Consider the following 19,873-nt stretch of genomic DNA (forward strand, 5'->3'; position numbering starts at 1 on the left):
GGATTTCCTATGGCCTATTCAGCCCGAGGCTGCCAGAGCGGATGCGGCACCTGGTCCTTGGCTCTGAGAAAGTGGCTCCGGAAGATCTGGGCATAGGACCGGTAGCGGTATCCGTCGTTGCGCCGCAGGAACCGTTCGCGGTGGCGGGCGTAGAGCGCCGGCAACTCGTACCACGGCCGGTTGGGATGCGCGTGGTGAACGACATGCAGGTTGTTGTTCAGGAAGAGCCAGGCAAGCGGGCCGCGGTCTTCGACGATGACGGTGCGGCCCCGGGCCCGCTCATGCGCCCGGTGTTCCAGGAAGGTCCGGATCTTCTGCAGCGCATGCGCGAGGTACGCCGCCAGAAGATAGGCCCAGACAGGCATCTCGGCCACAAGGGCAAGCCAGAGTACCACCGGCACCAGCGCCGGAATATGCCACAGCCAGCCGCGCGCCACCCCGCGGTCCCCGGCACGCGCGGCGCGCCAGTCGAGCCGGATGAAACAGAGCGTGCCGATGGCCGGGCCCAGGATCATCCGCCCCGCGAGCGTATTGTTTGCACGCATGACCGCCTTCTGCCAGCGGGCCATGCGGTGCCAGACGGCCGGATCCCAGAAATTGCTCTCCGGATCGTCGTAGGGATCGGTAAGGTTCTCGTCGCGGTGGTGCGCCAGGTGGGTGTCGCGGAAGCGCAGGTAGGGCACGATCAGCCCGACCGCCGGCCCGACGAGCACCTCGTTCAGCCTGCGGTTCCGGAACGGATGGCCGTGGATGACCTCGTGGCAGAGCGAGCCGTGCAGCGATATGGCGACGCCCGTCAGCAGTACGGCAGTCGGAAGGCTCCAGACGGCCAGGGTGGTGGTGCCGACCGCGATGGCCGCATATGTCAGGCCGATCAGGGCGAGCGTCGGCCATTCGGTCCTACGCATGACGGCCCCAGGAGATCGCCGCCCAGACCCGTTCGTAGAGCGCGTAACTGACCAGACCGATGGCCGCGTTGATGACGGCCATGGCGCCCCCGACAGTGGCCGAGCCGGTCATCAAGATGCCGACCAGGGCCATCATGAACAGGCCGATCAGCGTCCAGATGATTGATTTCACGATGGTTCGGCGGCGTGTTTCCATGTGTTCTGTCCCTCTTCCACGCCCGCGTTGACCGCGGGTGCTCTTTCGGCCGAGAGGTAGCCGGAGCGCGACCTGTGAACCATTCTGTATGTGATTAACAAAAATCCCGGAGAGTGATATTCAGCACGACATGAGTGATATTATCGACAAACGCGAGAGAGCCGAACAGTTCCGCATGCGTCTGAGCCAGGCGATGCAGAACGAGGGCATGAGCCAGTCGGCCCTGGCCCGCGCCGTCGGGGTCGACCGATCGACGATCTCGCAGCTGCTGACCGGCAGCGGCGCCCGCCTGCCGAACGCGCAGGTCGTGGGCGAATGTGCGGCGGCGCTCGGCGTCTCCTCGGACTGGCTGCTGTCGATCTCCCAGCATCCGGAGACGGCGGCGAACCTGCTGGCCGCGTCGCTCAGCCTGACGGCGGCGCCCCGTGCTCTCGTCGATGAACAGATCTTTGCCTGGCACCGCGAGGCGGCCGGCTACAAGATCCGGCACGTTCCGGCCGCCCTGCCGGACATGATGAAGGTGACCGAGTTCCTGCAGTGGGAATATTCGCCGCACCTGGGGCGGACGATGGAACAGGCGATCAACGCCTCCGAGGACAGGCTGGCGTGGATGCGGTCGTCGAATTCCGACTACGAGATCGCCCTCCCGCTGCACGAAATGGAGAGTTTCGCCCGGGCCGAGGGGTATTACCGCGGCCTCCCGACCGAGGTCCGGCTGGCCCAGATCGAGCGGTTCCGCGAGTTGACGAGTTCGCTCTACCCCCGGCTGCGCCTCTATCTCTACGATGCGCGGCGCGTCTTCTCGGTGCCCGTCACGGTCTTCGGCCCGTTGATGGCCGTGCTCTATTCGGGGCGTCACTACATCGTGTTCCGCGACCGGGAGCGTGTGCAGGCTCTGACAACGGATTTCGACGTCCTGGTGCGAGAGGCCTCGGTCACCGCGCGGGAACTTCCCGATCACCTCGCGCGGCTGCGGCGCGAGGTCGCCGGCACCTAGTCCTCGCGCCCCGCCAGATCGACAAGCCCGCGCAACCGTCTGAAGGCGCGGTTCTCGTTGTTGTTGGCGAAGTACGGCACGCTGGCCGGCGGGCGCGGGTCGTCGGCGCGCTGCTGCACCTCGGCCAGCACCACCTCGGTGATGAACGGGAGATCGAAGCTCCGTGCCTTTTCCAGCGGGATCCACTGCAGCGCGGACAGTTCGTCGCAGGCGGCGGAAAAGTCGTCGAGGTCCGAGACGACGGCCTCATCCGCATCGACGACGAAGAACCGCGCGTCGAAGCGGCGCGGGCGGCCGGGCGGCGTGATCGCACGAAAGACGAATCGAAGCGCCGACGCGTCGGGCACATGCCCCGTGGCCGCGAATGTCGTCCAGTCGGGGGGCGGGTTCTCCCAGGTGCCGGGACGGCCCAGAACCAGCCCGGTCTCTTCCCACAACTCGCGCACCGCCGCGGCGGCGAGTGCCGTCACCAGATCACCCTCCGCCTCTTCCAGAAGGCGGCCCGCGCAGGGCTCGGGGATCGGCCCGGCCAACGGGACCTGAGCGTCGCCGGGGTCCACCGCGCCGCCGGGGAACACGACCTTGTTCGGCATGAAGACCGCCTTCGAGCCGCGCTGCCCCATCAGGACCTTCGGCTCGGTCTTGCGGTCGCGAAGCGCGATCACCGTGGCGGCGTTGCGGATCTGGCTCTTGTCCACGGCCGGGACCGCGGTGTTGGGTGATGTCATCTGCTCGTCCTCATGGGCGCGGATGCGCCGGAAGGGGGACGGTCAGCCGGCTTTGCCGAACCCGTGCATGAGCCGGGCCCACTGAAACGCGACAAGGGCCCCCTTCAACCTCGGCAGAAGGTAAAGGGACAACGCGACCGTGCCAATAGCGAAACCGGTGAAGAGCACCAGGGGATCCGGTTGCCACATCGTGAAGGCGGTCAGCATCGCCGGCGCCAGGAGATGCCCGACGATCAGGATCGTCAGATAGGCCGGGCCGTCGTCGGCGCGATGGTGATGCAGCGGCTCGCGGCAGACGGGGCAGTGGTCGCGCACCTTCAGGTAGCCCTTCAGGATCGGACCCGAACCGCAATTCGGGCACTTGCGGCGAAAGCCGCGCCGGAGGGCGGGCCAGAGATCGCGGTCCGGCGCCGCCTGGGCAAGTCGGGGGGCCTGCTGTGTGTCTGTCATCGGGGTCTCGCGGTTGCGGAGAAAGGGGAGAGCTGCTGGAAAGGTGGCGACCCGCCACGCGAAAGGAAAGACGACGGAATGTCCGTGCGGCGGGATGTCGCGCGCGCCTGCCGGCACGAGGGGGCCCGGTCCGTGAAAAAATCGCACGGCCTGCGACGGAAACGTGGGGGCCTGCCGTAATAGTCTCCAGAAGGCCGGACACACCGCCTTTCGAGTGCAGACAGAAATACGGAGACTGACATGAAACGCGCCACCGCCCTGACGGGCATCCTGATCCTCGCGCTGGCCGCCACCTCCCTGCCGCTTGCGGCCAAGGACCGCGGCGATGGACCCCGGGGGCACCGCGCCCCGCATTTCGATTTTTCCGCGGTCGACGCCGACGGCGACGGCCGGGTCACGCAGGACGAACTGCAGGCCCATGCCGATGCCCGCTTTGCCGCCGCCGATACGGATGGCGACGGCACGCTGAGCGTCGAGGAAATGCTCGCCCGCATGGAACAGCGCCGCGCCGAACGCCTGCGGCGCGGGGCCGAGCGGATGATCGCGCGGATGGACGAGAACGGCGACGGCGTGCTCCAGGCCGAGGAAATGGGGCCGCGCGACGAAAGCCGCCTCTTTGCCCGGCTCGACAGCGACGAGGATGGGGCGATCTCGCAGGAGGAACTGGACGAGGCCCGCGAAAAATTCCGCGACCGCCGGCACGGCGGTGACCGCGGGCATCGCGACGGAAAAGGCTGGAAAAAGCACGGTAACGACTGATCCGGCCGGCGCCCCGGGGTCCCCCAAGCCCGGGGCGCCATCAACCCGCATTGCCAGCCATCGGCCAAATGATTACGCCCGCCGGATATGACGGACATGCCCTTCGACGATCTGTCCAGCCTCGATGACGACGCTCTGATGGCGCTCTATGCCAACGGTGATCCCGAGGCTGCGCGCCTCCTGACCCGCCGCCTGGCGCCGATCGTCCATGCCCATGCCACCCGCTTGACGGGCGATGCCGCCGAGGCCGAGGATATCACGCAGGAGGCCCTGCTGCGCCTGTGGAAGACGGCCGCCGACTGGCGCCGGGGCGAAGCGAAGGTGACGACATGGCTCTACCGGGTGACCGCAAACCTCGCCGCCGACCGTTTCCGGCGGCGGCGCGGGGGATCGGTGGCGCTGGATGCCATTCCGGAACCGGAGGACGATCGCCCGGCCCCGGACCGGGTCCTGCAGGACAGGGCGCGGGCACGGGCGCTGCAGGAGGCGCTCCAGACCCTGCCGGACCGGCAGCGGCAGGCCGTGGTGCTGCGTCATATCGAAGGCCTCGCCAATCCCGAGATTGCTGCGATCATGGGGCTGGGGATCGAGGCGGTGGAAAGCCTGACGGCGCGGGGCAAGCGGGCGCTTGCGCAGGCGCTTGCGGGGCGGAAGAACTCTCTGGGATATCGTGACGATGACTGACAAGGACACCGACCTGCCGAACCTCGAGGCGTATTTCGATGCCGCGCGGCGCAACCCGCCTGAATTGACCGAGGCCGCGCTGCTCCGGATGACGCGGGAGGCCGTGGCGGTCCAGCGGGTCCAGCCGGGCCCGGCGGCCGGCGCGGCGGCGCCCAGGCCCCGGCGACTTGCGCAACTCTTCGCGGCACTCGGCGGCTGGCCTGCGCTGGCGGGACTGTCCACGGCAGGTATCGCCGGGCTCTGGATGGGCGTGATGCCTCCGGTGGCCCTGCAGACGCTGGCGATCGAGATCGGCGTGGTCGGCGATGTGGCCGAAGAGGATCTTTACATGGTCGACCCCTTGCCGGGCTACGACCTGGCGCTCGACCTGGGAGACGGATCATGAGCCACCCACCTGACACCAAGGGCCCTGGCGGCCGCCTCGGCTGGCTGCGCTGGCTGCTGTTCGCCTCGCTGGCGCTCAACCTGCTGATCGCGGGGATCGTGGTCGGCCACGCCGTGGCGGATCCCCCGGACCGTCGGGTGCCGCGCGTCGACCGGATCGGCGGACCGCTGACCTTTGCCCTGGATCACGAGGACCGGCGCGCCATCGGCAAGGCGTTGCGGCGGGAATACCGCGAAGCGCGCCCCTCGCGCAGCGAGATCGCGGGGCAGTACCGGAACGCCATCGCCGCGCTGCGCGCCGATCCCTACGACCCCGAGCAGCTCGAAACGGTGTTCGAGAACCAGCTGGACGCCGCGCGTGAGCGGATGGAAATCGGTCAGCGCCTGCTTCTTGAGCGGATCGCGGCAATGGACCCGACCGAACGCAGGGCCTTTGCCGATCGGCTGGAGGAGGGCGTGGAACGGCACGGCCGGTTCTCCGGGAAATCCGGGAAGCAGGACAGGTAGGACGGCGGCCTAGCCGTTCCCAACTGATCGGTCTGCCAAAGCCGCGCGGATGAGAGGTTGGTTTCGTTCGATTACGGCGGCCCGAGGGCACTGTCGTTGCCTGGTCGTGACGGCACCACACCTTCATTCGCTCTCTGCGAAGGGTTCTGGAATGACCGGTCTGGAATGTTTTCGACTCGTCCGGCCTCCGTCGCGCTCTCCACGAGGGCGAGGTCGGTCGCGACGCGATCGCGGCCGGCGGCCTTGGCACGATAGAGCGCCATGTCCGCGCTATGCAGCAGGCGCGCGGCCTCCTCTTCTGCGCTGGTGTCGGTACGCGGACCGCCCGGGGCGAGCACGGCCATGCCGATGGAGAGTGTCACGTCGATCCCGGCCGGTACCCCCGGCAGGCTGACGGGCCTGCCGGCCACTGCCGCGCCGACCCGGCGCGCGAGTGTCTGGGCATTGCGCTGCCCGCAGCCAGGCAGAACGATCAGTATCTCGTCCCCGCCGATCCGCGCGCAGAAGCCGGGCGCGACGACATGCCCGCTGGCCGTGGCGGCGACCGAGCGCAGCACCGCGTCGCCCGCGAGATGTCCGTGCAGGTCGTTCACCCGCTTGAACCGGTCCAGATCCGCCATCAGCAGGGCGCCGGGCTGCCCCCGGCTCCGCGCCTCACGGACCAGATCTTCGACCCGGGGCAGCGCGTATCGGCGATTGAACAGGCCGGTCAGGGGATCTGTCAGGGCCGATTGCAGCTCGGCATCCTGCCGCGACTGCAGCCGCCGCACCTCGCGTCGCCGGTGGATCAGCAGCCGGATGCGCGCCACCGCCTCGGCGGTGTCGAAGGGCAGGTGCATCACCGCGCCCGCGCCGAGGTCGAGCGCGCGCGGCGCCAGTGTCGCGTCCCCCTGGGGGATGGTGACCAGGAGTTCGCCGCCACGCGTGTCCTGCCCCCGGACAAGCCGGGCCGTCTGGCGCAGCAGGCTCTCGCCGCCGAGGCTGCCGCCGTCCAGGAGGATGACGTCGGTGTCCGGGCCGATCCGCGCGTCCGGGGCGACGACTCGAATCGCGTCCTCTGCGAGGTTCGGGAAGAAGGCGAGGATCTGGTCGGCCCAATGACGCGCCGACCGCGATGCACTGACGATCGCGATCCGCGCGGGGCCGTCGAACCCCTCGGGCGTCTCGGCAAGCCCCTGCGGCCGCGTCCGGTCCTCTCGCATCGTGAGGTCCATCACTCGGACGCGGTGGTCCATCAGGCGGCGCATCCGGGCCAGCACCTCTTCGTCGGGGGCGGACTGGCTGACCACGTCATCCGCGCCGGCGGCGATCAGCGTGGCGGCGCGCGCGGGATCGTGCCGGTCGGTCACAATCATCCGCAGGCAGCCCCCCGCCGCCGGATCGTGCCGCAGGGTTTCGCACAGCATCACGGGCGACATGGCGGCAATGTCCGCGATCACTATGGCCGCGGGCGGGTTCCGGCGCGCGATGGCCAGGACGGTCTTGGGGCGGTCCGCCTGAAGGACGTCGTAATAGGCGCCGCTGAAGAGCGACGTGAGCATCAGGCGGCTGGCGAACCTGTCGTCGGCGATCAGGATCTGTTCCGGCATGGGCGGCGATGACTCCCCGAGGTTGCATACCGACATGGTTTCCGCAAAGTGCTTAACAAATCGTAAAGTCGCGCGAGACGGGGCTGGCCAGCCGCCGCCCGTCCATGAAGGGAAAGGGACAGCACGTGGATCAGGATCAGTCGCAGACCGTCGCCCTGGGGGCCCTGAACTGGCTGCTGGCCAACGAAGATCTGCGCGGTGTTTTCCTGGGTGCCAGCGGTCTCGCGCCCCAGGACCTGCGAGAGCGCGCGGCCGAGCCGGAACTGCTCGCCTCGGTGCTGGATTTCATCCTGATGGACGACGCCTGGGTCACCGCCTGCTGCGATGCGCAGGGCCTGCCCTACGACGCCATCCTCCGGGCGCGTGAGGGGCTGCCCGGCGGACAGCAGGTGCACTGGACCTGATCAGATTGCCGACAGGTCGGCCGGCGTGCCCTCGATCAGCACCCGCAGCAGGCGCTTGAGTTCCGCGTTTTCCTCGTCGGTCAGCAGTTCGGCCAGCAGACGGCCGTTTTCCCGCGCATAGGGCGTGGCCTGCGTGACCGCGCGCCGCCCCTTGTCCGTCAGCGTGATCATCCGCGTGCGCCTGTCGTCCTGCCCGGACTTGCGCGCGACGAGGCCGTCGCTTTCCATCCCGCGCAGCGCCCGCGAAGTGGCGGTGCGGTCGATGCCGACGAATCGGGCGATGTCAGAGGGCTGCGCAAGGTTCTCGTTCGCCACCGCCAGCAGGATGCACCATGTCGTGCGGTTCAGGCCGACAGTGCGCAGCCTGTCCTCGAGACGCCGTTCCTGCAGGCGCGACGCCAGTGACAGGTGATAGCCGAGCGACTCGTGAAGGCGGTACGGTGGACTGGATTGGGGCGCATTCTTGGACATGGTCGTGAAAAGCCGCAGAGAAACCGCCTTGTCAAGCCGCGCCGGGGGCGCGCAGTGTCGCAGCGGCAGGCAGGGGGCGGGACGACATGCGCATCGACGGCATCATCTTCGACAAGGACGGCACGCTCTTCGACTTCGGGGCGACCTGGAACCCCTGGGCGCTGGAGTTGATCCTGGAGCTGTCCGAGGGCGACCGCGCCCTTGCCGAGCGGCTGGCCGAAGCGGCCGACTTCGATCTCGCCTCCGGCGGCTTCCGCCCGACGAGCCCCATCATCGCCGGAACCAACCGCGAGGCGGCCGAGCGCCTCGCCAGCGTGCTGCCGGGCCGCCCGGTGGACGAACTCGAAGAGCTTCTCGCGGCCAAGGCGGCACAGGCGCCGCTGAAGCCTCCGGTCGATCTCGCCCCGCTTCTCGACGGGCTGCGCGCGGACGGGCTGCACCTCGGTCTGATGACCAACGACAGCGAACCGACCGCACGCGCACACCTGGACGCCGCAGGGATCCTCGACCGCTTCGACTATGTCGCCGGGTTCGACAGCGGACACGGCGCCAAGCCCGCGCCGACGCCCCTGCTTGCATTTGCGCAGCAGCAGGGGCTTGCCCCCGCGCGCGTCGCCATGGTGGGGGACAGCACGCACGACCTGATCGCCGGACGCGCCGCCGGCATGCGCACGGTCGCGGTCCTGACCGGGATGGCGGTCCACGACGACCTGACGGCCTTCGCCGACGTCGTGCTGCCGCACATCGGGCACCTTGCGGACTGGCTGGCGACGCCCGAGGACGACGAACTGTAAGAAATACGACGCGATCTGTCGCCTTCCGGCCAGAGCCCGCCCGCCGCCCGGCATTTCCTGAGACCCATCGGGAGGGCCGCGCCATGGAGAGCCGGACAGCGAATCGCAGACGCGGCGGCGGACGGGCAGGGCACGCGGCCCGCCGGGGGCCGGCGGTGATCAACCAGGCCCCATGGTGCGTGCCGGTCAATCCGGACCGGCCGGTCGATCCGATGCCCGACGAGGGCGTGACCGCCATCCATGAGACGGCGATGCGCATCCTCGAGGAGATCGGCATCGCCTTCTACAATCCCGAGGCGGTCGCGGTCCTGAAGCAGGCGGGCTGCCGGGTCGAGGGCGAGACGGTGCGCATGGGGCGCGATTTCGTCGCCGAGATGCTGTCCCACGCGCCCGCGCGCTGGACGATCACGCCACGCAATCCCGATCGCAGGATCACCATCGGCGGCAACCACATTCTCTTCGGCAATGTCTCGTCCCCGCCCAACTACTGGGATCTCGAACTCGGGCGCAAGCAGCCGGGCACGCGTGACCTTTTCCGCAAATTCCTCAGGCTGTCGCAGTATTACAACTGCATCCACTTCATCGGCGGCTATCCGGTCGAGCCGGTGGACCTGCACCCCGCGACACGTCACCTCGACGCGATCCGCGACAAGCTGCTGCTGACCGACAAGGTGCCCCATGCCTATGCCCTCGGCGCCGAACGGGTCGAGGACGGGATGGAGATGGTGCGCCTTGCGGCGGGCCTCGCCCAGGAGGAATTCGATGCGTCGCCGAGGATGTTCACCAACATCAACTCGACCTCGCCGCTCAAGCACGATTACCCGATGCTGGACGGCTGGATGCGGATGGCGCGGCGCGGGCAGGGTCTGATCGTCTCGCCCTTTACCCTGGCCGGAGCCATGGCGCCGGTGACGATGGTCGGGGCGGTGGCGCAGTCGCTGGCCGAGGGTCTGTCGGCCATCGCGCTGGCGCAGTACATCCGGCCCGGGGCGCCCTGCGCTTTCGGCACCTTCACCTCGAATGTCGACATGAAGTCCGGCGCTCCGGCCTTCGGCACGCCGGAATACATGCGCGCCACTCAGATCACCGGCCAGATGTGCCGGTTCTACGGTCTGCCGATGCGGTCCTCGGGCGCCTGTGCCGCCAACGTGCCCGACGGCCAGGCGATGTGGGAGACCTCCAACAGTCTCTGGGCAGCGGTCCAGTCGGGCAGCCACGTGGTCTACCACGCGGCCGGCTGGCTCGAGGGCGGGCTAATCGCGAGCCCCGAGAAATTCGTCATGGATTGCGAGGTCCTGGGGCAGATGCTGCGGTATTTCGACCCTTCGCTCTGGCGCACCGATCCCGGCGACCTGGCTTACGATGCAATTGCTGAAGTCCGGCACGAGGGGCATTTCTTCGGTATCCAGCACACGCAGGACCGGTACCAGAGCGCGTTCTGGCAGCCTTCGCTCAGCGACTGGCGGAATTTCGAGGGCTGGCAGGCGCAGGGCGGGGTCTGGACCGCGGAACGCGCGAACCTGCTGTACCGGCGGGTACTGGAGGACTATCGCGAACCGCCTATCCCGGACGATGCCCGCGCCGCCCTGACGGAATTCGTCGAAAAGCGCCGGGCCGAAGGCGGTGCGCCGAGGGACTTCTGAGATAGGCTCAACGTTCCGCGTCCGCGCGGGACGATCCGGCCGCACCTGGCGGCGCGCCAGCCGTGGCCCAAGTGGCGCGTGGGACGTTTCGCGCCCCGTAGGCGCCGTTCAGGGCGCCTCCCGTGCCGTCCAGTAGGCTGCCGCCAGGAATTCGCCCCGCTGGAATCCCCGGTCAGTCAATATTCGCCGTGCCTCGGCCGCCTCGGCCTTTTCCGCCGCGACAAGGACATAGCGGTCGGTATCGGGCACCTGCATGTCGGACAGCGCCGAGACCGGCGTCTCGCCCGTGCCCCTGACGACCCACCTGATGTCGAGTCCGGAGGGGTGGGCAATCGACTGGATATCCTCCCGGTCGGGGACGAACAGGACCGCCTCGCCGCGGGTGTCGGGCGCGGCCTCGCTCAGGAGGCGGGCCGCGACAGGTATGCCCGTCTCGTCGGCCACGATACCCAGGAAGCCGGTCGGACCCGGCAGGCCGGACCCCGTGGGTCCCATCAGCGCGATCGTGTCCCCGGCCGAGACGCCCGTCGCCCAGTTCGGCGTTCGGCCATCCGGGTGCAGGAAGACGTCGAAGACGATCGTCGCGCCCGCGGTCCCGGTCCGGACCTCGCGCGTCGTGAAGACCGGCCGGTGCCATGCCGCGATCCCGCCGGGCCAGGTCGTGACGCCGCCTTCGTCGGTGAAGGGCAGATCCGCATCGGCCGGGCCCTGCGGCAGGGTAAAGTGCAGCCCCCCGGATGCGAAACGCTGGAGATCGGGGCCGCTGACTTCGAAGCGGAGGAACGCCGGCGAGATGCGGGTGACCGCCTCGACCCGTGCGAGGCTGAGGTTGGCCGGCAGCCCGATGGGCAGCGGTTCGGCCCACTCCAGTTCGACCTCCATCATGCCCGCAAGCCGTGCCAGCAGGTCCCTCAGGACCTGCAAGCCGATCGCGTCATGCCCGGTGAGCGTGACCGACGTCGCGCCCGAATCCTCCCCGGCATGGATACGCCCGCGCGACAGGACGAGGTCGAGCGACGCCTCCCGCACATCGGGGCTCATCCCGATCGAGCGGGCGGCCGCGGCCAGACGGTCGCTCAGCTGGGAAAAGGGTACCTGAATACATGCATTTACGGGGCGGGTCGGGTCGGAGACGGGAGGTGTCATCGGGGCAGCCTTTCATCGGACAGTCCGGTCCTCCTTGCAGAGGAAGGGCCCTGGGGCAAGGCTGGCCGCGCGCGGGGCGCGACGGAGGGTCGGCAGGAGAGCGATTCGCGTCCCGGAGGCGAATCCCTGCAGTGTATCTCGGCTTCAGGTGGTGCCGCGCGCGAACGGCGTCCGGACGCCCGTTCACGAAAAATCACCAATTCGGGAACATCTTGTATACTGTTTCGCCAAGTCAAATAAATATTCCTTGTTCAACCGCTTCCACGCCCCGCAAACCCGATTTTGGCAAGAATTTGTCTTATCTTGGGCGAAATTCGTCTATGCTGATCAGCGTGAGTTGTGATGTGGGGGAACATTGCCCGTATCGGACCAGATTTCGATGGATGCGTTTTTGCAGGTGAAGTGAATTTCGGAACGGAACGACCGCCTTTTGGGTCGCGTAGCCGAAACTGCAGACAGTTCTGATGGGCCCGGCGCTTGCGCCGGGGCGGGAACGCTTGCGCCGAATGTCCGGGCCGTTGCGGCAGGTCTCACGTGCAGAGCCAGCCGGTGAATGCCGGCTTGAGTGACCTAACGCCTGAGACGGCAAGAGGGGATGGAAGATGACATATTATTACAGCAAATACAGCTACTATAACAAACATAGCTATTCCGAGAAGAAGTACGAGTGGACCGCCTATACCGAGGCCGATCTGCTTGGGGATCACAACGGCAAGTCCATCGATTGCGGCGACACCTTCCCCATGCCCGGCTCGGCCACCGTCTGCATGTCGACCTACGACAACGACGGCTACCTCTCGGGTGACAGCAGCTGGTGGAGCGACGACAAGGCGACGGATTCGACCGGACAGAAGGCCTATATCGACGGGGGCCGCGAGGGCGGACAGCTCTATGCCGAACAGTACCACGTCCTGAAAGGTTCGGACGGCAAGTACTACTACCTGATCGAGATCGAGGTGGAAGGCTACGACGCGCCGGGTAAGGGCGACGACTATTTCACCTTCTACGGCAAGGTGCCGCCGGCGGGTGTCGAGCTCGAGGTGGTCTCCACGAAGAACGTGTGGGGCTGCATGATCGACTACCGCTGCCTGGGCGCGGGCGACAAGGCCCCCGAGAATACGCCGCCGGAATTCACCAACGATCCGAAATACGGCAAGATCTGCATCGACGAGAACTCGACCTTCGTCATCGACCTCAACGCGAAGGACGACGACGGTGACACGCTGACCTACGAGATCGTCGGCGGCGAGGATGCGGACAAGTTCGAGATCGACGCCGAGACGGGCGAACTCCGGTTCAAGGACGCGCCCGACTACGAGAACCCGACCGACAAGGGCGAAGACAACGTCTACGAGGTGAAGGTCAAGGTCTCGGACGGCAACGGCGGCGAGGACACCACCAAGCTCAAGGTTTGCGTCGAGGATGTCGAGGAACAGACCGGCAAGTGCATCGTCATCGAAGCCGAGGACATGTGCGAATGGGGCTTTTCCAAGGCCTGGGGCTGCGACGCCTCCGGCGGCAAGCTGGTCAAGCTGAACTGCGCCGGCGGTCAGGGCAAGCTCTGGACCACCTTCGACGGTCCCTCGGGCACCTATGATTTCAAGATCTACGCCCAGGATGAAAACGACGGCCAATCCAAGCTGAAGATCTACATCAACGGCGAGTTCAAGGGCTACATCAAGCTCGATCGCGACAGCGACGGTAGTGGCAGCAACCACGGCACGTTCTCGACCTTCGTTCTCGAAGACATCGAGATTAACAAGGGCGACACCATCAAGATCTACGCCGATGGCGACTGCAACGAATACGTCCGCATCGACAAGATCGAACTCTGCAAGGACGACAAGCCGCTCGGCGCGATCGGCGACACCGTCTGGTATGACACGGATCGTGACGGCGTTCAGGACGATGGCGAGGCGGGCGTCGAGAACGTGACCGTCAACCTGCTGAATGGTGCCGGCGTGGTGATCGCCACCCAGATGACGGACGTCAACGGCAACTATCTGTTCGAAGAACTCGAAGCCGGTGACTACAAGGTCGAATTCGAACTTCCCGACGGCAACTTCGTCTTCACCACGCAGGATGCCGGTTCGGACGACGCGGTCGATTCCGACGCCGACACGACGACCGGTCTGACCGACACGATCGCCCTGGGCGAAGGCGAGACGAACCTGACGGTCGACGCCGGTCTCTACGACCCCAACGACCATCCCGAGCCGACGGATGACGCGGCGAAAACCTGCGCCGACGAGGAGAAGACGGTCGATGTCCTGGCCAACGACTCCGATCCGAACGGCGATACGCTGACCATCACTCATGTGGACGGCCAGGCGATCACCGAAGGCGGCGAGGTGACCACCTCCGCCGGCACGCTGGTCAAGCTGCTGGGCGGCATGCTCGTCGTGGACGGGGAAGATGCCTACGAGGACCTCGACATCGCCGAACACGCGATGGAGGACATCTCCTACACCGTCTCGGACGGCATGGGCGGGTCGGCAACGGCCAACCTCGAGATGACCTTCTGCGGGGACGCGAATACGGTGGAGAGTTTCGTCGGCTATATGCCCGAAACGGTGTCGTACAAAGTCGCGGACGGCCTTCGCAACGATCCCTACGAGGATGTCGGCTACGACATATTGATTACCGAGTCGGACAACGGACGACTGGACGGGGTCGAGTTTACCGCCGCCTACTGTCTCGATTTCAACCGTTCCATCACCACGGGCGCGGACTACGACAGCGCGGCGGAACTGGATGGCGACATGTTCGTGTTCAACGACGACACAGCGAGTTCCGTGCTGCTGGCCAGCCAGAATGGGGTCAACGGCGCTGCGCTCGACAACGTGAACGAGATCAACTGGATCCTGAACCAAGATTTCGAGAGCGACGGGACCGGCTCTGTCGATGGCAAATTCAGCGGTTGGGAAGTGCAATATGCGATTTGGGAACTGACGAACAACTTCCCGAGCGATGCCGCCCTCAATGCGACGCCGTCGAACGGTCAGGTGGAAGATGTCGACTACATCGTCAGCCGCGCAATCAGCGAAGGCTACGATTTCGAGGCGGGAGTCGGCGACATCATCGGTCTGGTGATCACGCCGGATCCGGTCACTGCACAGAATGCTCAGCCTTTCCTGGTCGGTGTCGAATTCGAAACTTACGATTGCCTCTGCTGATCCGAGGCCCAGTGATTGCAGGCGCCCGGGGTCGGGCGTCTGCGGCAGGCGGACCCCCGCCGACAGGTTGGTGCTGCCGTTACGGCGAGTTTCCGCTGACCTGGTAACTTTGTCTCCAAGGAGAATGATATGAAAAAGCTGATAGTTGCTGCAGTTGCAACCATTTCGGCAACGCCTGCTTTTGCGGCCGGCGCTTGTACCCCTGGCGTGAACTGCGTCCCCGAGATCAGCGCTCTCGAGGGCACCGCAGCCGTGGCCGCTCTGGCCGCCGTGGTTCTGCTGGCATGGGAACGCCGCCGTCGCTCGGCGTGACCAATCGCGCGTGACACACGGGCCCGCCGGTCTTCTGGCGGGCCTGATCTTTCTTCCTTGGTGATTTCATGACTTCCGCACCCGACCTAGCGCATTCCCGAACGTCGGTCCTCCGGGCAGTGATCGTCGGGGGTCTTTTACTGGCCGCCGAACTGGCAGCCATCGGACTGGTCTTCAAGCATGGCATAGATTTCTACTGTCTGGACAACTGGCCGCGTCTGGCCTGCCGGTCGGCAAGTCTTTCTCTCGTCGCCATTTATTGCGTCGCGGGGGCTCTGACGTTGTTCTTCGCCCTGCGCAGAAGCGCGCTTGCCGAGTTGCTTTCCGATGCGGGGCATTCTTTCCAGCCGCTGATGGCCAACGTGTTCGGGTGCGCTTTGGCGATGGTGCCGGTCCTGTTCCTGGCCGAGGGATCCGGTGCGCGATGGCTGATACCGTCGTTCCTGTTCTGGGGCACCGGTATGGCGCTCATGCTGGGCGGGCTGTTCTCGTACCTGGCCCCGCTTTGGCGGTGGAAGGCCTTTCTCGGGACCTATGGTACCACACTGGCGCCCCTCATCGCGGTTGCCGCCGCGACCCCATGGCTGTCACAGCTTATCCAACCCTTGTGGAATCTTGAGCATATTCAGGACTTTACCTTCTCGTCGGTGGCTTGGCTGGTCGAAGCTTTCGGCTACGCGGTCGAAATCACGCCGGAAAGCAAGATGATCGGGTCCGGAGACTTCATCATCTCGGTCGCGCCCGTCTGTTCCGGCATCGAAGGCATGATGCTCGTCACGATCTTCGTGAGCCTCTATCTCTGGCTCTTCCGGTCCGAACTCCGGTTTCCGCTGGCCTTCATCCTGTATCCTCTGGGCCTCGCGGCGTCGGTTGCGTTCAACGTGGTGAGAATCACCGCCCTGATGATCATCGGCATCGAAGGCAATCCCGAACTCGCCGTCGGCGGATTCCACAGCCACGCGGGCTGGCTCATGTTCACCATCGTGGCGCTCGGGGTCATCGCGCTCGCCCGTGCCGTGCCCGCGCTGCGCAAGCCCGAGGTCGGGACCGTCGGAGCCGCTGTATCGCAGGCGCCGTTCTGGAGCGATCCGACAGTGGCACGCATCCTGCCCTTCGCCGTCTTCATGCTCACGGCCCTGCTGGCCTCGACCCTGTCGCAGACGCCGGCGATGCACTACCCGCTGCGCATGCTGATCGTGGCTGCGGTCGTGTTGCCCTTCCTGCCGGTCTACCGCGCCTTCGACTGGCGGCTCGACCCGGTGGCGCTGGCGGGCGGCGCGGTGATCGGCCTCTACTGGGTGCTGATCCCGGTCGCACCCGCGGAGGTCGCGCCCTACGGCACCCTGACAGGTGGCTTCCTGGTGCTCTGGTTCCTCCTGCGCGGTTTCGGAACCATCGTCCTGGTCCCGCTGGTCGAAGAGCTCTTCTTCCGCGACTACCTCGAGACGCGCCTGCGCCTGAGGCCGGGTCTGATCTGGAGCCTCGTAGCGGCCTTGGTCACGGCAGGCATCTTCGCCGCGCTCCACGCGAGATGGGCCGAGGCCTTCGTGGCCGGGCTGATCTTTTCCTACGTCGCCCGCCGGCGCGGCCGCATCGGCGATGCGATCCTTGCCCATGCCGTCGCCAACGCCATCGTCTTCGCGGTCGCCGCGGCAACTGGAAATCTCGCCATGATCTGAAGGCGGGCAGTGGTCGCAAGGACTGTGGCTGGAGGAGCGTTTCTGGAATGACGCGCCATGGCAGCGCGTAGAGTGGCTGTTGGCGATGGTCAGTACCATCGAATTCGAAGACGCAGAGATAGTGCCGCTTGTGCAGCATTTCTTCGGGCGGGCAGGGCAGTGCCGCTTTCGGGTGAAGAGCAATCACGTCGAGACGGGGAAGGCGATCGCATGGACCTCTGAGGACGAGGCGAAGTTCCTCGTCAGGCATGGGCCGGCCCAATGGCCCGTCGGCGGTTCTACCTGGCCAAGTACGCGGCCAGTCGCATCGGCGACACGCACCAGCTTGGCCCGAAGAACATCAAGCTGCGCAAAGGCCGTCCGTACAACGGCTGGCAGCCCGCGAAGAAGGGGGCGAAACCCGTCGAGGTTCCGGTGAGGGTCAAGCTGGTCGAGGAACTTGATGCGGGGGGCATGCTGACGCCTTCTTGTTCAGCACGAAAGGGTCACCCTTCGCGTCCAAGAAGAGCCTGAGCAACACGATCGCGAAGTGGTGCGTGCAAGCAGGCCTGTCGAAAGAGGTGGAAGTCTCGACAAGAAGACGGGCATTACGACGAAGAAGATGCGCGCCACGTGGTCGCAGCATGGCGTGCGTAAAGGCGACGGCGAATGAGCTCGCGGAGTCCGGGGCGAACGTCTACGAGATCGCCGCACGGCTGTCGCACTCGGATTTAAAGTATTCGGCGCCGTATGTCCGCGACATCGACCGCAAGCGCCTCGCGGAGGACAGCTTCGACCGCGTCGAATGAGCCAAGCGGGTGCAAGATGTACCAAGGCCCCAGGAGCGTGGGACACACGGGGGGCACGGAGTCAACAAAACAAGGGGCTTTGAGGAAAAGTGGCAGCCCGTAGGGGAATCGAACCCCTCTTTCCAGGTTGAAAACCTGGCGTCCTAACCGATAGACGAACGGGCCGCGCTTGGCGTGAGGGGGCTTTTAGGCAAAGCGCCGCGGCTCTGCAAGAGGGGAATCGCGGGAAAAAACAGATTTTCGGATCTTCTCCACGCCTACGGTGGGGGCAGAGTGCGCGGCCCGGGCCGGGGGGGGCTTGAGGTTCGCTGCGCCATGGGTGAAGCGGGTGCGGCGCGGTTCGCGGGGCCGACGGCAGGGGGGATGGTCCCGGCCGTTCGGAAGGGGTTTGCGGGCTGCAGGCGTCGCGATACATGCGCCGCTCCGCGTCTCGCGGAAATCCCTCGTCACACGGGCCCTCGGGCGGGCAATGGTGCGCGGGGATTCACCGCTTGTCGGCCGGTGCAGCGTCCTCGATCCGGAGTTGGACCGACTGGCGGCCTCCCCAGCTGTTCAGTTCGAGCCGGCCGGCCAGATGGACCCGCGCCCCCGAGCGGTCCGAGAGCGCGGTGCCGAGCGGGCCCTCGTAGGCGCCGAAGGCGATCGCGTCCAGCGCCGCGCCCATGCCGTCGCCGAAGCGCAGCTTGAGGTGGCTCTCGCCGACGCGCTTGGCGAAACTGACGGCGACGTCGGGAAAGACGAAGCGCGGAGCAGGGGCCCCCGCGCCGAAGGGGCCGGCGGTCTCGATCTGCTGGATCAGCGGCACCGTCGCTGCCCCGGGCATGAGCAGGCCGTCCAGCCGCAGATCCGCGGCGCCGCCCGTGCCGGCCCCCTGCTTGGCCAGAAGGGCCCCCAGTCGCTCCATGGCCTCGGGGATCGCGTCGCGGGCGACCGTGAGACCCGCGGCCATCCTGTGTCCGCCGCCCTTGATCAGCAGCCCCTCCGCGGCGAGCCTCTGCACCGAGGCGCCCAGATCGACGCCCGCGACGGACCGGCCCGAGCCCTTGCCCTCGTCGCCGTCGAGGCCGATGACCACGGCCGGACGGTTGGTCGCCTCTTTCAGCCGCGAGGCCACGATGCCGACGACGCCGGGGTGCCAGCCCTCGCCCGAGGCCCAGACCAGCGGCGCGTCCAGCCCCCGTTCCTCGGCCTGTGCCATCGCGGCGGCGGTCACCGCGGCCTCGATCTCGCGGCGTTCGGCGTTCAGCTCGTTCAGCCGGTCGGCCAGGGCCTGCGCCTCGTGCCGGTCCGTCGCCGCGAGCAGCCGTGCGCCGAGATCCGCCTTGCCGATCCGCCCCCCGGCGTTGATCCGTGGTCCGAGGAGATAGCCGAGGTGATAGGCCGTGGGTGCGCTGTCCATCCGGGCGACGTCGGCCAGCGCGGCCAGCCCGGGACGTTCGCGGCGCGCCATGATGGCCAGCCCCTGGCGCACGAAGGCCCGGTTGACGCCGGTGAGCGGCGCGACATCGGCCACCGTGGCCAGGGCCACCAGGTCGAGCATGGCCATCAGGTCGGGGAGGGACGTCGCGCCCTCTGCGCGCGCCTGCCGGTTGGCCTCGACCAGCATCAGGAACACCACGGCGGCCGCGCAGAGATGCGCCAGCGCGCCGTCCTCGTCCTGACGGTTGGGATTCACGCAGGCGACGCAGTCGGGCAGGGTCTCGCCGCCCAGGTGGTGGTCGAGGATCACCACGTCGCAGCCCGCCGCGGCCACCGGGTCGTGGCTGAGCGTGCCGCAGTCGACGCAGACGATCAGGTCGTGGGTGCGGCCGAGAGCCTGCATGGCTGGCACGTTCGGGCCGTAGCCCTCGTCGATCCGGTCGGGCACGTAGAGCGTGGCCTCGCGTCCCATCTGTCTCAGCCAGTCGATCAGCAGCGCCGCCGAAGAGCCGCCGTCCACGTCGTAATCGGCGAAGATCGCGATCCTTTCCCGACGCTTGACCGCCTGCAGGAACCGCGCCGCGGCAGGCTCCATGTCCCGGAGGCGGCGCGGATCGGGCAGCAGGTCCCGCAGCGCCGGGGCGAGGAACAGGTCGGCTGCCTCGGCCGTGACCCCACGCCGGGCCAGCACCTGGCAGATGGCCCGGTCGAAGCCGCGCGCCTGTGCCAAAGCCTCGGCGGCGCGATCCAGTTCGACCGAAGGGCCCACCCATCTGCGTCCGGTGAGCGAGGATGCGACGTTCAGGAAATTCATGCGCAACTCATGCCGTCACCGTGCC

General features: G+C 67.0%; 20 protein-coding genes and 1 tRNA gene. 12 read left to right on the forward strand and 9 right to left on the reverse strand.

Features of this window, described 5'->3' with window-relative positions; all coding sequences use genetic code 11:
- Positions 1-14 precede the first annotated feature (14 nt).
- Both OB2597_RS04935 and OB2597_RS04940 read right to left on the reverse strand, forming a co-directional pair.
- Positions 15-908, reverse strand: a complete 894-nt coding sequence (locus OB2597_RS04935; RefSeq protein WP_009804420.1) for a fatty acid desaturase — start codon at positions 906-908, stop codon at positions 15-17.
- Positions 901-1,104, reverse strand: coding sequence for a DUF2061 domain-containing protein (locus OB2597_RS04940; RefSeq protein WP_009804421.1), 204 nt, complete (start codon positions 1,102-1,104; stop codon positions 901-903). Before OB2597_RS04940 ends, OB2597_RS04935 begins: the two co-directional genes overlap by 8 nt.
- Before the next feature lie 130 nt (positions 1,105-1,234).
- Between OB2597_RS04940 and OB2597_RS04945 the strand changes: the two genes are divergently transcribed.
- Positions 1,235-2,101 (forward strand): helix-turn-helix domain-containing protein, encoded by an 867-nt coding sequence (locus OB2597_RS04945; protein WP_009804422.1) that lies wholly within the window; start codon positions 1,235-1,237, stop codon positions 2,099-2,101.
- On the opposite strand, the gene OB2597_RS04950 is transcribed toward OB2597_RS04945, so the two are convergent.
- Positions 2,098-2,829 (reverse strand): NUDIX hydrolase, encoded by a 732-nt coding sequence (locus OB2597_RS04950; protein ID WP_009804423.1) that lies wholly within the window; start codon positions 2,827-2,829, stop codon positions 2,098-2,100. The genes OB2597_RS04945 and OB2597_RS04950 overlap by 4 nt on opposite strands.
- A gap of 42 nt (positions 2,830-2,871) precedes the next feature.
- Positions 2,872-3,279 carry a DUF983 domain-containing protein gene (locus OB2597_RS04955; protein WP_009804424.1) on the reverse strand — a complete coding sequence of 136 codons (408 nt, stop codon included), beginning with the start codon at positions 3,277-3,279 and terminating at the stop codon, positions 2,872-2,874.
- A 240-nt stretch (positions 3,280-3,519) separates the two neighbouring features.
- On the opposite strand from OB2597_RS04955, the gene OB2597_RS04960 reads away from it, so the two are divergent.
- The 4 genes from OB2597_RS04960 to OB2597_RS04975 all read left to right on the forward strand — a co-directional run bounded on the left by OB2597_RS04960 (position 3,520) and on the right by OB2597_RS04975 (position 5,613).
- Positions 3,520-4,038, forward strand: a complete 519-nt coding sequence (locus OB2597_RS04960) for an EF-hand domain-containing protein (RefSeq protein WP_009804425.1) — start codon at positions 3,520-3,522, stop codon at positions 4,036-4,038.
- A gap of 87 nt (positions 4,039-4,125) precedes the next feature.
- Complete coding sequence (locus OB2597_RS04965) at positions 4,126-4,722, forward strand: RNA polymerase sigma factor (protein WP_009804426.1); 597 nt, start codon at positions 4,126-4,128, stop codon at positions 4,720-4,722.
- Complete coding sequence (locus OB2597_RS04970; protein WP_009804427.1) at positions 4,715-5,107, forward strand: hypothetical protein; 393 nt, start codon at positions 4,715-4,717, stop codon at positions 5,105-5,107. Before OB2597_RS04965 ends, OB2597_RS04970 begins: the two co-directional genes overlap by 8 nt.
- The gene (locus OB2597_RS04975) at positions 5,104-5,613 is read left to right on the forward strand and encodes a periplasmic heavy metal sensor (RefSeq protein WP_009804428.1); all 510 of its coding nucleotides are present in this window, start codon (positions 5,104-5,106) and stop codon (positions 5,611-5,613) included. Before OB2597_RS04970 ends, OB2597_RS04975 begins: the two co-directional genes overlap by 4 nt.
- 71 nt (positions 5,614-5,684) lie before the next feature.
- Here the strand turns inward: OB2597_RS04975 and OB2597_RS20850 are convergent, their stop codons facing one another.
- Positions 5,685-7,202 (reverse strand): diguanylate cyclase domain-containing protein, encoded by a 1,518-nt coding sequence (locus OB2597_RS20850; protein ID WP_009804429.1) that lies wholly within the window; start codon positions 7,200-7,202, stop codon positions 5,685-5,687.
- A 104-nt stretch (positions 7,203-7,306) separates the two neighbouring features.
- Between OB2597_RS20850 and OB2597_RS04985 the strand changes: the two genes are divergently transcribed.
- Entirely contained in the window at positions 7,307-7,606 is a 300-nt protein-coding gene (locus OB2597_RS04985) for a DUF3572 domain-containing protein (RefSeq protein WP_009804430.1), read from the forward strand.
- On the opposite strand, the gene OB2597_RS04990 is transcribed toward OB2597_RS04985, so the two are convergent.
- Complete coding sequence (locus OB2597_RS04990) at positions 7,607-8,077, reverse strand: MarR family winged helix-turn-helix transcriptional regulator (RefSeq protein ID WP_009804431.1); 471 nt, start codon at positions 8,075-8,077, stop codon at positions 7,607-7,609.
- Between the two features lie 86 nt (positions 8,078-8,163).
- Between OB2597_RS04990 and OB2597_RS04995 the strand changes: the two genes are divergently transcribed.
- Together OB2597_RS04995 and OB2597_RS05000 are read left to right on the forward strand one after the other, a co-directional pair.
- On the forward strand, positions 8,164-8,871 hold the full coding sequence (locus OB2597_RS04995; protein ID WP_009804432.1) for an HAD family hydrolase: 708 nt from the start codon (positions 8,164-8,166) through the stop codon (positions 8,869-8,871).
- 83 nt (positions 8,872-8,954) lie between these two features.
- Positions 8,955-10,514, forward strand: coding sequence for a trimethylamine methyltransferase family protein (locus tag OB2597_RS05000; RefSeq protein WP_040609124.1), 1,560 nt, complete (start codon positions 8,955-8,957; stop codon positions 10,512-10,514).
- Between the two features lie 108 nt (positions 10,515-10,622).
- On the opposite strand, the gene OB2597_RS20855 is transcribed toward OB2597_RS05000, so the two are convergent.
- Entirely contained in the window at positions 10,623-11,660 is a 1,038-nt protein-coding gene (locus OB2597_RS20855; RefSeq protein WP_009804434.1) for a siderophore-interacting protein, read from the reverse strand.
- A 602-nt stretch (positions 11,661-12,262) separates the two neighbouring features.
- Between OB2597_RS20855 and OB2597_RS05010 the strand changes: the two genes are divergently transcribed.
- From OB2597_RS05010 to OB2597_RS22130, 4 genes are all read left to right on the forward strand, one after another.
- On the forward strand, positions 12,263-14,836 hold the full coding sequence (locus tag OB2597_RS05010) for an SdrD B-like domain-containing protein (RefSeq protein WP_009804435.1): 2,574 nt from the start codon (positions 12,263-12,265) through the stop codon (positions 14,834-14,836).
- Between the two features lie 129 nt (positions 14,837-14,965).
- Positions 14,966-15,148: a VPEID-CTERM sorting domain-containing protein gene (locus OB2597_RS21765; protein ID WP_148234679.1), complete on the forward strand. Its 183-nt coding sequence runs from the start codon at positions 14,966-14,968 to the stop codon at positions 15,146-15,148.
- 68 nt (positions 15,149-15,216) lie between these two features.
- Positions 15,217-16,827, forward strand: coding sequence for an exosortase E/protease, VPEID-CTERM system (gene xrtE, locus OB2597_RS05015; protein WP_084658613.1), 1,611 nt, complete (start codon positions 15,217-15,219; stop codon positions 16,825-16,827).
- A 467-nt stretch (positions 16,828-17,294) separates the two neighbouring features.
- Entirely contained in the window at positions 17,295-17,615 is a 321-nt protein-coding gene (locus tag OB2597_RS22130; RefSeq protein WP_161601032.1) for a hypothetical protein, read from the forward strand.
- Positions 17,616-17,705: 90 nt separating this feature from the next.
- Here OB2597_RS22130 and OB2597_RS05020 read toward each other — a convergent pair.
- Together OB2597_RS05020 and recJ are read right to left on the reverse strand one after the other, a co-directional pair.
- A tRNA-Glu gene (locus OB2597_RS05020) sits at positions 17,706-17,780 on the reverse strand.
- A 319-nt stretch (positions 17,781-18,099) separates the two neighbouring features.
- Positions 18,100-19,848, reverse strand: a complete 1,749-nt coding sequence (recJ, locus tag OB2597_RS05025; protein ID WP_009804439.1) for a single-stranded-DNA-specific exonuclease RecJ — start codon at positions 19,846-19,848, stop codon at positions 18,100-18,102.
- Positions 19,849-19,873: the final 25 nt, after the last annotated feature.

It is taken from the genome of Pseudooceanicola batsensis HTCC2597 (assembly GCF_000152725.1).
In the GTDB taxonomy this organism is placed as follows: domain Bacteria; phylum Pseudomonadota; class Alphaproteobacteria; order Rhodobacterales; family Rhodobacteraceae; genus Pseudooceanicola; species Pseudooceanicola batsensis.